The sequence below is a fragment of the Paraburkholderia phenazinium genome (assembly GCF_900141745.1).
Lineage (GTDB): Bacteria > Pseudomonadota > Gammaproteobacteria > Burkholderiales > Burkholderiaceae > Paraburkholderia > Paraburkholderia phenazinium_B.
Genome location: NZ_FSRM01000001.1, coordinates 1092985 through 1105278, shown reverse-complemented (window position 1 = coordinate 1105278; position 12294 = coordinate 1092985). Strand labels below are relative to the sequence as shown.

Annotated in this window: 13 protein-coding genes and 1 tRNA gene; 11 read left to right on the top strand and 3 right to left on the bottom strand. The window is 61.9% G+C overall.

The annotated features are described in order from the left end of the window. Positions 1-9: 9 nt before the first annotated feature. From hprK to BUS06_RS05200, 3 genes are all read left to right on the top strand, one after another. Complete coding sequence (gene hprK / locus BUS06_RS05210; protein WP_074263299.1) at positions 10-978, top strand: HPr(Ser) kinase/phosphatase; 969 nt, start codon at positions 10-12, stop codon at positions 976-978. An 82-nt stretch (positions 979-1060) separates the two neighbouring features. After that, entirely contained in the window at positions 1061-1954 is an 894-nt protein-coding gene (gene rapZ / locus BUS06_RS05205; RefSeq protein ID WP_074263298.1) for an RNase adapter RapZ, read from the top strand. Positions 1955-1995: 41 nt separating this feature from the next. Continuing rightward, complete coding sequence (locus BUS06_RS05200) at positions 1996-2628, top strand: LON peptidase substrate-binding domain-containing protein (RefSeq protein WP_074263297.1); 633 nt, start codon at positions 1996-1998, stop codon at positions 2626-2628. 17 nt (positions 2629-2645) lie between these two features. Here BUS06_RS05200 and mutY read toward each other — a convergent pair whose 3' ends face one another. Both mutY and mutM read right to left on the bottom strand, forming a co-directional pair. Then, entirely contained in the window at positions 2646-3776 is a 1131-nt protein-coding gene (mutY, locus tag BUS06_RS05195) for an A/G-specific adenine glycosylase (protein WP_083611347.1), read from the bottom strand. A gap of 7 nt (positions 3777-3783) precedes the next feature. Beyond that, positions 3784-4614, bottom strand: a complete 831-nt coding sequence (gene mutM / locus BUS06_RS05190; protein WP_074263296.1) for a bifunctional DNA-formamidopyrimidine glycosylase/DNA-(apurinic or apyrimidinic site) lyase — start codon at positions 4612-4614, stop codon at positions 3784-3786. Between the two features lie 87 nt (positions 4615-4701). On the opposite strand from mutM, the gene BUS06_RS05185 reads away from it, so the two are divergent. The 8 genes from BUS06_RS05185 to hisC all read left to right on the top strand — a co-directional run bounded on the left by BUS06_RS05185 (position 4702) and on the right by hisC (position 11915). Further along, complete coding sequence (locus BUS06_RS05185) at positions 4702-6543, top strand: tetratricopeptide repeat protein (RefSeq protein ID WP_074263295.1); 1842 nt, start codon at positions 4702-4704, stop codon at positions 6541-6543. After that, positions 6543-7217 carry a lipoprotein insertase outer membrane protein LolB gene (lolB, locus tag BUS06_RS05180; protein WP_074263294.1) on the top strand — a complete coding sequence of 225 codons (675 nt, stop codon included), beginning with the start codon at positions 6543-6545 and terminating at the stop codon, positions 7215-7217. Before BUS06_RS05185 ends, lolB begins: the two co-directional genes overlap by 1 nt. Positions 7218-7270: 53 nt before the next feature. Continuing rightward, a complete protein-coding gene (gene ispE, locus BUS06_RS05175) occupies positions 7271-8152 on the top strand; it encodes a 4-(cytidine 5'-diphospho)-2-C-methyl-D-erythritol kinase (protein ID WP_074263293.1) in 882 nt (293 codons plus the stop codon). A 53-nt stretch (positions 8153-8205) separates the two neighbouring features. Further along, a tRNA-Gln gene (locus BUS06_RS05170) sits at positions 8206-8282 on the top strand. Positions 8283-8327: 45 nt separating this feature from the next. Continuing rightward, positions 8328-9284 (top strand): ribose-phosphate pyrophosphokinase, encoded by a 957-nt coding sequence (locus tag BUS06_RS05165; RefSeq protein WP_074263292.1) that lies wholly within the window; start codon positions 8328-8330, stop codon positions 9282-9284. Positions 9285-9449: 165 nt separating this feature from the next. Continuing rightward, positions 9450-10076 (top strand): 50S ribosomal protein L25/general stress protein Ctc, encoded by a 627-nt coding sequence (locus BUS06_RS05160; protein ID WP_074263291.1) that lies wholly within the window; start codon positions 9450-9452, stop codon positions 10074-10076. 142 nt (positions 10077-10218) lie between these two features. Further along, positions 10219-10821, top strand: a complete 603-nt coding sequence (gene pth, locus BUS06_RS05155; protein WP_074263290.1) for an aminoacyl-tRNA hydrolase — start codon at positions 10219-10221, stop codon at positions 10819-10821. Positions 10822-10835: 14 nt separating this feature from the next. Continuing rightward, complete coding sequence (hisC, locus tag BUS06_RS05150) at positions 10836-11915, top strand: histidinol-phosphate transaminase (RefSeq protein ID WP_074265920.1); 1080 nt, start codon at positions 10836-10838, stop codon at positions 11913-11915. Positions 11916-11979: 64 nt separating this feature from the next. Here the strand turns inward: hisC and BUS06_RS05145 are convergent, their stop codons facing one another. Further along, positions 11980-12234: a YfhL family 4Fe-4S dicluster ferredoxin gene (locus BUS06_RS05145; RefSeq protein WP_074263289.1), complete on the bottom strand. Its 255-nt coding sequence runs from the start codon at positions 12232-12234 to the stop codon at positions 11980-11982. Positions 12235-12294: the final 60 nt, after the last annotated feature.

Genomic DNA, 12294 nt, shown 5'->3' with positions numbered 1-12294 from the left:
CACGGACTCATGGATACGTCCAGCATCAACGCCCAAAGCATTTTCGACGACAACGCCGCCATGCTGAAACTCAGCTGGCTGACGGGGCATGAAGGCTGGGAGCGTGGCTTCTCGGCGGAAACGGTCGCCAATGCCACCTCGAGCGCCGACCTTGTCGGCCACTTGAACCTGATCCACCCGAACCGGATCCAGGTGCTCGGCGACGCCGAAGTCGACTATTACCAGCGCCAATCCGAAGAAGACCGCTCGCGCCACATGGCCGAGCTGATCGCCCTCGAGCCGCCGTTTTTGGTGGTGGCGGGCGGGGTCGCTGCGCCGCCGGAGCTGGTTCTGCGCTGCACACGTTCATCCACGCCGCTGTTCACTACGCCAATGTCGGCCGCAGCGGTAATCGACAGCCTGCGTCTGTACATGTCGCGCATCCTGGCGCCGCGCGCCACGTTGCACGGCGTGTTTCTGGATATTCTCGGCATGGGCGTGCTGCTCACCGGCGACTCAGGTCTCGGCAAGAGCGAACTCGGCCTCGAACTGATCAGCCGCGGTCACGGCCTTGTCGCCGATGATGCGGTAGATTTCGTGCGCCTTGGGCCAGATTTCGTCGAAGGCCGTTGCCCGCCGCTGCTGCAAAACCTGCTGGAAGTGCGCGGCCTCGGGTTGCTCGATATCAAGACTATTTTTGGTGAAACCGCCGTACGGCGCAAAATGAAGCTGAAGCTGATCGTTCAGCTCGTGCGCCGTCCGGATGGCGAATTTCAGCGTCTGCCACTGGAAAGCCAGACCGTCGACGTGCTTGGTCTGCCTATCAGCAAAGTCACCATTCAGGTTGCGGCCGGCCGCAACCTCGCGGTGCTGGTGGAAGCCGCCGTGCGCAACACAATCCTGCAACTGCGCGGCATCGACACGCTGCGCGACTTCATGGATCGGCAGCGCCTCGCCATGCAGGACCCGGACAGCCAGTTTCCCGGCAAGCTGATCTGAAACCGCCCGGTGTGTCCGGCGGCAACGGGGCACGCACGCGGGGACCAGATGCTATGATGAAACGTACAGATTTGACGACCTCATGCGCATTATTCTGATCACCGGTATTTCCGGCTCCGGCAAATCCGTTGCACTGAACGCGCTTGAAGACGCTGGCTACTATTGCGTCGACAATCTGCCGCCGCGCTTTCTGCCGCAACTCGCCTCCTACCTCGCAGCAGATGGTTACGACCGTCTCGCCGTTGCAATCGACGCGCGTTCCAGCGCCTCGCTCGACGACATGCCCGCGATGATTCGCGACCTGTCGCGCGAACACGATGTGCGTGTGCTGTTTCTGAACGCCAGCACGCAATCGCTGATTCAACGCTTTTCCGAAACACGCCGCCGCCATCCACTCTCCGGTTCGGCCTCGCACGATGCAGACGTGGGCCTGCTCACGTCGCTCGAAGAAGCGATCGAGCGCGAGCGCGAACTGGTCGGAAACCTGGCTGAGTTCGGCCACCAGATCGATACCAGCAACCTGCGCGCGAACGTGTTGCGCGCATGGGTCAAACGCTTTATCGAACAGGAGCACAGTGGCCTCGTGCTGATGTTCGAGTCGTTTGGTTTCAAGCGCGGCGTGCCCCTCGACGCGGATTTCGTATTCGACGTGCGCACGCTGCCCAACCCGTACTACGATCATCAATTACGCCCGCTTACGGGACTCGACAAACCGGTCATCGATTTCCTCGGTGCTCTGCCCGTCGTGCACGAAATGATGGGCGATATCGAGACGTTCCTCGCGAAGTGGCTGCCGCACTTTCGCGACGATAACCGCAGCTATCTGACTGTGGCAATCGGTTGCACGGGCGGTCAGCACCGCTCCGTTTTCATTGCCGAGACGCTCGCCGCGCGTCTTGCCAAGCAGGCCAATGTGATCGTGCGGCACCGCGATGCGCCGGTCGACGTCGGCGAATCATCGAAGTTAGTGGCTTAACCGGCCGCATCGCGCGGCCTTAACCCGAAGCGTTGCGCGCCATGTCCTCTACTTCTGTGCTTGCCGATGTGCCGCTGTTTCCGCTGCACACGGTGCTGTTTCCCGATGGGCTGCTGCCCCTGAAGATTTTCGAAGCGCGCTATCTGGACATGGCGCGCGAGTGTCTGCGCGAAAAGACTCCGTTCGGCGTATGTCTGCTAAAAAGCGGTGGTGAAGTGGCGCTTCCGGACGAGCCCTCCGTGCCTGAAGCGGTCGGCTGTCTGGCGGAGATCGGGGAGTGCGATGTCGAAACCTTCGGCATGCTGCTGATCCGCGCGCGTGGCACGCGGCGCTTCCGGCTGCTATCGCATCGCGTGGAAGCGAGCGGTCTCCTGGTGGGCATGGCGGAGTCGTTGCCGGACGACGTACCGCTCGAAGGCAACGAACTGCTGGCCAAATTTGGCGCTTGCGCGGAAGTACTGGAGCGGATCATCGCAACAATCCGCGAGCGCGATCCGGATAGCCTGCCGTTCGCGGAACCGTTCAAACTCGAAGACCCGACGTGGGTGTCAAACCGGCTCTCAGAAGTGTTGCCTATTGCCCTGCGGGCGCGGCAAAAGCTGATGGAGTTGCCGGATGCCGGGGCGCGCATCGATGTGGTTCATCACTACATGCAGCAGCATCAGTTGTTGTGAGGGCTCCTGCAAGCTATCTACAGCAAAGACCCGTGCAGACCGTCCAGCAGCTTGCGCACCGGCGCCGGCACGCCGTACGCGTCGATGTCGCGCAGCGCCACCCACACGGTTTCCGCATCACCTAGCACTAGCGACGTCTTGCCACCTGCGACACGACCCAGTTCCGCGATGCGCGGCTCGATATCCAGCCGGAAATGCGTGAACGTGTGTGTAAGCGGCGCAAGCGGTGAGACCGCGCCGTCGCCGCCGAATTCGCGTGCCCGCTTCGCCAACGCTGCTTCATCAGCCGCTTCCGGCAGGCTCCACAGCCCACCCCAGATACCCGACGGAGGCCGCTTTTCCAGCATCACCGTATCGCCGTCGCACAACACGAGCATCCAGGTACGTCGCGTCGGCACAGCCTTTTTAGGCCGCGCGGCCGGCAGTTGACGCTGCCGGCCGGTGACATTCGCCACGCAGTCGGGCGCGAACGGACAGCGCTCGCAGTCAGGCTTGCCGCGCATACACAGGGTCGCGCCGAGATCCATCAAGCCCTGTGTATAGGCGCTCACATCATCATTGCTGGCGTTGGACGGCAGCAATGATTCAGCCAGCGTCCACATGGCATTTTCGACCTTCTTTTCGCCTGGGAAACCTTCGACGCCAAACACCCGGGCCAGCACACGCTTCACGTTGCCGTCGAGAATCGTGGCCCGCGCACCGAACGCAAACGACGCGATCGCCGCCGCGGTCGAGCGGCCGATCCCCGGCAATTCGGCCAACGCCTCCACCGAAGCCGGAAACGCCCCACCCTGCAGTTCGACCACCGCCTGCGCGCACCGATGCAGGTTGCGGGCACGTGAGTAATAGCCGAGACCGGCCCACAGCGCCATCACGTCGTCGATCGGCGCTGCGGCGAGCGCGGCGACGTCCGGGAAGCGCGCCAGAAAACGCGCGTAATACGGAATCACGGTCGACACCTGGGTCTGCTGCAACATGATTTCCGACAGCCAGATGCGATAGGGGTCGCGTGTGTTCTGCCAGGGCAGGTCGTGGCGGCCGTGCTGACGCTGCCAGCCGATCAGACGTGCAGAGAAATCAGCGAGAGCAGGCTCGATGGGTAATACAGGCACGGTGGCCGTCGCGGACGGCGTTAAGCGGGAGGGCATCGGAAAATTAGCGCTGGCAGGTAGGACAAAAGTAGGTCGAGCGCTGCCCTTGCACGATCTGTTTGATCGGCGTACCGCACACACGGCATGGCAGCCCCGCGCGATCATAGACGAAATAATCGAGCTGGAAATAACCGCTTTCACCGTCACTGCCGACGAAATCGCGCAGCGTGCTGCCGCCTTTTTCGATCGCGGCAGCAAGCGTGACTCTCACCGCATCCGCGAGCAACCCGTAGCGGACCAGCGAAACACGGCCAGCGGGCGTGGTGGGCCGGATACCGGCGCGAAACAGGCTTTCGGACGCGTAAATATTGCCCACCCCCACCACGATCTCCCCCGCCAGCAGCGCCTGCTTGACGGAGACCTTGCGCCCGCGCGTCTCCCGGTGCATCAGCGCGCCGGAAAAAGCAGGCGAAAACGGTTCGACCCCGAGGCCGGCCAGCAGCGGATGCTCGAGCACATCGCCGTCTTCGCGCGAGTGCCAAAGGACGGCCCCAAAGCGTCGCGGGTCGCGATAGCGGAGAATGAACTCGTCGAAAATCCAGTCGATATGGTCGTGTTTCGCAGCAGCCGGCAGATGCGGCAGGTTGCGTAGCACGCGCAGCGTGCCAGTCATGCCCAGGTGCACAATGAACCAGCCGTCGTCGATTTCGAACAGCAGGTACTTGCCGCGCCGTTCGACCTTGTGCACCACGTGGCCCCGCAAGGTTCTCGCAAGGTCTGCCGGAATCGGCCAGCGCAGCGCGGGGGTGCGAACGTCGACGCGCTCGACCCGGCGTCCGGAGACGTACGGCTCGATTCCACGTCGGGTAACCTCAACTTCTGGCAACTCTGGCATGTCTAACTGGTCTGCAACTTGCGTGAGTGGTTGTGCGCTTATTGTAGCGAGCGCGTTACAATCGTCCGAAACATTGAACGGATTTCCATGAACTTGTCCTTCGTGAAGCTGTTTTCGAAGCGCCCGTCGCGCGCCTCCCGCGTGCCGCACGCTGTCTCCGCCCGACGCCTGTTAGGTGCGGCGGCGCTTACCGTGTGGGCGCTCGCCGCCTTGCCGGGGCACGCGCAGGATCCCTCGTCCGATTCGGACGACAACTCCGTGTCCATCCCGGACGCGCTCGGTGCGCAAACGCCTGAAGACCAGAAAAATCTGCCCGATATTGCCCTGTCGAGCCAGATCGTGTTCCAGGTGCTCGCGGCGGAAGTCGCCTTGCAGCGCGACCAGCCGGCGCCGGCCTATCAAACGTACCTTGCGCTTGCGCGCGACACGCACGATCCGCGCATGGCGCAACGCGCCACGGAGATCGCGCTGGCAGCGCAGAGTCCTTCGGACGCCCTCGCGGCCGCGCAATTGTGGCAGCAGTATGCGCCCTCGTCGGAACGCGCGGCGCAACTCGATGCTTCGCTGCTCGTTCTGTCGGGCAAGCCTGACGACGCAGAGCCGCTGCTCACACGCGAACTGGCAAAGGTGCCGGAAGCGAATCGCGGCAGCGCGATCCTCTCGCTGCAACTGCTGCTCTCGCGCGGTCCGAATCGTATCGGCGGCCTGCATGTGCTGCAGGATCTGCTGAAGAACGACATGAACCGGCCCGAAGCGCAACTGGCTATCGCCCGTCAGCAGATCGTGGCGAACGATGCGCCGGGCGCACGCAAGTCGCTCGAGCAGGCGCTCGCCTTGAAGCCCGACTATCTGCCCGCGGCACTCACGCTCTCGCAGATGGGCCCGGAAGAGCGCAAGGAAGGCATCGCGTCGCTCGAGAAGTACGTCCAGCAAAATCCGAAATCGCATGATGCCCGGCTCGCGCTGGCCCAGATGTATCTGGCCAGCGACCGTCTCGACGACGCGCAGGCGCAGTTCGTTGAGATGCACAAGGACAACGCGAACGATCTGACGCCGATGATGGCGCTCGCGCTGATCGCGATCCAGAAAAAGGACTATCCAACCGCGCAGACCTATCTGCAGCAGTACGCGCAGAAAGCGGAGAAGACGACGGGTGCCGATCCGGGCCAGGCCTACATCTATCTCGCGCAGATCTCGCTCGAGCAGAAGAACGACGCAGCGGCAGGCGACTGGTTGAACAAGATTGCGCCGACGAGCCAGCAGTACATTCCGGCGCAGATCACGCGCGCCCAGTTGCTCGAAAAGCAGAACAAGCCGGACGACGCCCGCAAGCTGCTGGCGGGCCTGCGAGCGCCTGACCCACGCGATCAGGCCTTGATCGACCGCACCGACGCCGCCATCCTGTTCGACTCGAAGCGTTATCCGGAAGCGGAAGCGCGCCTGGCGCAAGCCACCGCCGACTTCCCCGACGACCCCGATCTGACCTACGACTATGCGATGGCGGCCGAGAAGAACGGCCACTACGACATCATGGAAGCGCAGTTGCGCAGGCTGATCGACACGCAGCCGGACAATCCGCAGGCCTACAACGCCCTCGGCTATTCACTGGCGGACCGCGGCGTGCGCCTGCAGGAAGCGGACAAGCTGATCCAGAAGGCCGCGTCGCTGGCGCCGAACGATGCGTTCATCATGGACAGCGTGGGCTGGGTCAAGTATCGCCTCGGCGATACGTCGGATGCGCTCACGCTGCTGCGCAAGGCCTACAATCTGCAGCCCAATGCAGAAATCGGCGCGCATCTTGGCGAAGTACTGTGGAAGACCGGCGCCCAGGATCAGGCGCGCGACGCCTGGCGTGAAGCCCGCAAGCTCGAACCGGACAACGATACGCTCCTCAAAACGCTCGCACGTTTTCAGGTGAACGATCTCTGATGCTCATTTCGAACCGCTCTATCCGCTCCGCGCACTGGCTTGCTGGCTGGTTCCATTATTTCCAGGCGCCCCGCCGCGCGGCGCTGGGGTTCGCAGCGGCGGCTGTCGTCACGGTGTCCGGATTGACCGGGTGCGCCTCGGTGACACCGCGGCAACCGTCGACGTCTAACGCCACGACCTCGGTCACGGCTCAAACAAGCCGCGCCTATCACGGCCGCTTCGCCGTCCAGTACGTCGATCAGAACGGTGCGCAACGCAACGCCTACGGCAATTTCGACTGGCAGGAAGCCGGCGACACGGTCACGCTCCAGTTGCGTAACCCGCTCGGTCAGACACTCGCGATTGTCACATCGTCGCCAGCCTCTGCCTCGCTCGAACTGCCGAATCGCCAGCCGCTCACCGCCGACAACGTGTCCACGCTGATGCAGAATGCGCTCGGCTTTGCGTTGCCCGTCGAAGGCCTGCGCTACTGGTTGCAGCCATCGGCCGCGCCCACTTCGCGAGCCAGAACCGAGCAGGATCCGCAGGATCCCGCACATCTGAAGGAAATCGTTCAGGACGGCTGGACCATCAACTACGTCGCGTATGCCGATGCACCGGCCACTGGCCTCAAGCGCGTCAATCTGAGCCGCCAGGAACCGCCACTCGAAATCAAGCTGGTACTCGACCAGTGACCTGGCGAAGCGCACTACCCGTACGACTCGCCTGCTGCAATTCGTCTTTACTCATGACCGAAACAAACGATTCGCTGCGCGACTGCCTCGCGCCAGCGAAGCTCAATCTCTTCCTGCACATCACCGGCCGGCGGCCGGATGGCTATCACTCGCTGCAGACCGTGTTCCAGTTGCTCGACTGGGGCGACACGCTGCATTTCACGCGACGGTCCGACGGTCTCGTCACGCGTAGCAGCGACATCTCCGGTGTGCCGCCGGAACAGGATCTGACGGTGCGAGCCGCGGTACTGCTGAAAAGCCATACGGGCACGCAGGAAGGCGTCGACATTGCGATCGAGAAACGGCTGCCGATGGGCGCCGGCCTCGGCGGCGGCAGTTCGGACGCGGCCACCACGCTGCTGGCGCTGAACCGTCTGTGGAAGCTCGCTCTGCCGCGCGAAGAACTGCAGGCAATTGCACTGAAGCTGGGTGCCGATGTGCCGTTCTTTGTGTTCGGAAAAAATGCGTTTGCAGAGGGTGTCGGAGAGGCATTGGAGGTTGTACAATTGCCGCCGCGATATTTCCTCGTTGTGACACCAAGGGTTCACGTTCCAACTGCAGCGATTTTCTCCGAGAAATCGTTGACAAGGGACTCAAAACCCCTCACAATTACGGACTTTCTTGCACAACAAACTTGCAGTACGGGATGGCCCGACAGTTTTGGCCGGAATGACATGCAGCAGGTTGTCGTGGGAAAATACGCAGAAGTTGCGCAGGTGTTGGGATGGTTTGACAACGTCGCACCCGCGCGGATGACTGGATCAGGTGCAAGCGTTTTTGCAGCGTTCCAAAGTCGCGATGAAGCAGAAGCGGTGCAAGCCAAACTGCCAGGCGAATGGAACAGCGCGGTAACAGCAAGCTTGGATATACATCCACTATTCGGCTTCGCGTCATAAAGTTTTGCATCGTCGAGCGGTCCTACACGCTCGGGGAAGCTCAAAGTTAGTGTAGGGGAGTCGCCAAGTTGGTTAAGGCACCGGATTTTGATTCCGGCATTCGAGGGTTCGAGTCCTTCCTCCCCTGCCAAAAATTCTCGCAGTTCCTCGCCCCCCAGCCAGAAGCAGGTGCATGATGAGCAGCCATGACGGCCTGATGGTTTTTACTGGCAACGCGAATCCCGCGCTTGCACACGAAGTCGTAAAAATCCTCGGTATTCCCCTCGGCAAAGCGATGGTCAGCCGTTTTTCGGACGGCGAGATCCAGGTCGAGATTCAGGAAAACGTGCGCGGCAAGGATGTCTTCGTCCTGCAATCCACGTGCGCGCCGGCGAACGACAACCTGATGGAACTGATGATCATGGTCGATGCGCTCAAGCGCGCATCCGCTGGCCGGATCACCGCTGCTATCCCCTACTTCGGCTATGCCCGCCAGGATCGTCGCCCGCGTTCGGCACGCGTCGCGATCTCGGCCAAGGTGGTGGCGAACATGCTGGAAATCGCTGGCGTCGAGCGGATCATCACGATGGATCTGCACGCTGACCAGATTCAAGGTTTTTTCGACATACCCGTCGACAACATCTACGCCACGCCCGTGCTGCTCGGCGATCTGCGCAAGCAAAATCACGAGAACCTGCTGGTCGTGTCGCCGGACGTCGGCGGTGTGGTCCGTGCCCGTGCACTGGCCAAGCAACTGAACTGCGATCTCGCGATCATCGACAAGCGCCGCCCGAAGGCGAATATCGCTGAGGTGATGAACATCATCGGTGAAGTCGAAGGCCGTACCTGCGTGATCATGGACGACATGGTCGACACCGCGGGCACGCTCTGCAAGGCAGCACAGGTATTGAAGCAGCGCGGCGCAATCAAGGTGTTCGCGTATGCAACTCACCCGGTTCTGTCTGGCGGTGCCGGCGAGCGTATTGCTGCATCCGCGCTCGACGAACTGGTCGTCACGGACACGATCCCGCTCGGCGAAGAAGCCCGCTCGTGCGCCAAGATCCGTTCGCTGACGAGCGCAGGTCTGTTGGCCGAAACGTTCTCGCGGATCCGCCGCGGCGATTCGGTGATGTCGCTGTTTGCGGAAAGTTAAGTATTTGCGAAGGCGCGACGCGCGGTTACAAATCGCACGCTGCGCTTTTGCACAATCGGCATGGGCGAACGAAGGTTCGTGCCGTCGAGTCTGGGGCCTCAGCCAATCTGGCATGAAGGCCCCGTTTTTACTGCCTGGTCGCGGGCAGTGCATTGGAGATTCAAAATGAAAGTAGTCGCTTTCGAGCGTTCACAGCAAGGTACGGGTGCGAGCCGCCGCCTGCGTATTACCGGCAAGACGCCGGCAATCGTTTATGGCGCTGGTGCTGAACCGCAAATGATCGAACTCGATCACAACGCGTTGTGGCACGCCCTGAAGAAAGAAGTTTTCCATTCGTCGATTCTCGATCTGGAAGTCGGCGGTAAGGCGCAACAGGTTCTGCTGCGCGACGTGCAATACCATCCGTTCCGTCAGCTCGTGCTGCACGTGGACTTCCAGCGCGTCGACGCAACGAAGAAGCTGCACACCAAGGTGCCGCTGCACTTCATGAACCAGGAATCGAACCCGGCAGTCAAGCTGTCGAGCGCGGTGATCTCGCACGTTCTGAACGAAATCGAAATCGAGTGCCTGCCGTCGGCACTGCCTGAGTTCCTCGAAGTCGACCTCGCGAAGATCGAAGCAGGTCAAACGATGCACGCCAAGGACATCGTCCTGCCGGCTGGTGTCGCGCTGATTGCACACATCGAAGCTGAAAACCCGGTGATCGCATCCGCGACGATCCCGGCTGGCGCTGTCGCTGAAGGCGACGCTGCTGCTCCTGCTGCTGGCGAAGGCGAAACGCCGGCCGCTTAAGCTGCATAGAGCGAGCAATCCTCTCGATCCGTTTCAATGGAACGGACGATATGACCCGCCGCGGTTCGCCCCGGCGGGTTTTTTTTCGTTTTTTTCAGGTCGCGTGGTACGCCGCCGGCCCTTAACCCATCATGAATCAATCATGATCAAGCTGATCGTGGGGCTCGGCAACCCGGGCGCCGAATACACCGCGACGCGTCACAACGCCGGTTTCTGGCTGGTCGATCAACTGGCGCGCGAAGCCGGCACCACCTTGCGTGACGAGCGGCGCTTTCACGGCTTCTACGCGAAGGCCCGTCTGCATGGCGAGGAGGTCCATCTGCTCGAGCCGCAGACGTATATGAACCGCTCGGGGCAATCGGTCGTCGCGCTCGCGCATTTCTTCAAAATCCTGCCCGATGAGATTCTGGTTGCGCACGACGAACTCGATCTGCCGCCCGGCACCGTCAAGCTGAAGCTCGGTGGCGGCAGCGGCGGGCATAACGGCCTGAAGGACATCTCCGCGCATCTCTCGTCGCAACAATATTGGCGGCTGCGTATCGGCATTGGCCATCCGCGCGATCTGATTCCGGAAAGTGCGCGTGCCTGCGCCAAGCCGGACGTAGCCAACTATGTGCTGAAGCCGCCGCGCCGCGAAGAGCAGGATGTGATTGACGCATCGATCGAACGCGCGCTCGTCCAGATGCCGCTCGTTGTCAAGGGCGAGCTCGACCGGGCGGTAATGCAGTTGCATCGCAGCAGCTGAATATGGAGGCAAGTTTGAGCCGTTACTGGAGTGACATCGTCCACCGTCTGACGCCGTATGTGCCGGGCGAACAGCCCGCGCTCGCCCATCCGGTCAAGCTGAACACCAACGAGAACCCGTATCCTCCGTCGCCGCGCGTGCTGGACGCGATCCGTCATGAACTCGGTGACAGCGCGGAATCGCTGCGACGCTATCCCGACCCGACCGCACGCAAGCTGCGCGAGACGGTCGCGGCGCACCACGGCATCCGCGCCGAACAGGTGTTCGCCGGCAACGGTTCGGACGAAGTTCTCGCGCTGACCTTCCAGGCGCTGCTCAAGCACGACAAGCCGATCCTGTTCCCGGACATCACGTACAGCTTTTATCCGACGTACGCCGGCCTGTTCGAGGTCGAATACCGGACCGTTCCCGTGGATGACGCGTTCGCCATCCGCGTCGACGACTACGATTTGCCCAACGGCGGTGTCCTGTTGCCGAATCCGAATGCGCCGACTGGCCACCCTTTGCCGCTCGGCGAAATCGAGCGGCTGGTGGCACGGCATACCGACTCGGTTGTGGTGATCGACGAAGCATATGTGGACTTCGGCGCGCAGTCGGCGATCTCGCTGATCGACCGCTATCCGAATCTGCTGGTGACACAGACCGTCTCGAAGTCGCGCTCGCTGGCCGGCATGCGCGTGGGTTTTGCGTTCGGCAATGTGGCGCTGATCGAAGCGCTGACGCGCGTCAAGGACAGCTTCAACTCCTATCCGCTCGACCGGCTTGCACAGGTCGCAGCAATTGCCGCCTATCAGGACGATGTGTGGTTCCGCGACAGTTGCGCGAAAGTTATCGCGAGCCGCGAGCGTCTGTCTGCGGGCCTGACAGGACTTGGTTTCAGTGTCGTGCCGTCGGGGGCGAATTTTGTGTTCGCCCGCCACGAAGGCTATGACGCGGCCACGCTTGCCTTGCGGCTAAGGGAGAAGGAGATTTTTGTGCGCCATTTCAAGGCGCCGCGCATCGATCAGCATTTGCGTATCTCGATCGGCACTGATGCGGAATGCGACACTTTGCTGGAAGCGCTGAAGGATGTGTTTCGCTCGCACGCGGGCTAAGCACGCGGGAACGTGAAGGATGAAGAGTGAGGCGAGACTCACACGCCTCGCCAAAGCAGACCGCTCAGGCCTTGGCGGCCTGCAGCGCGTGATACTTCGCCATCAGGCCTTCGGGCGTCTCCAGATGTTCCGGGTCGCGCGGAATGCACTCCACGGGGCACACCTGGATACACTGCGGCTCGTCGAAATGACCGACGCATTCGGTGCACTTCTTCGGGTCGATCACATAGATTTCCGGGCCCATCGAAATTGCGTCGTTCGGGCACTCGGGCTCGCACACGTCGCAATTGATGCACTCGTCGGTAATCATCAGGGCCATGCTTTTCTCACTTCGGGCCGGCGCGAGGCCGGCTTTCGTTCCGTCAAACGGCTAGTTTAC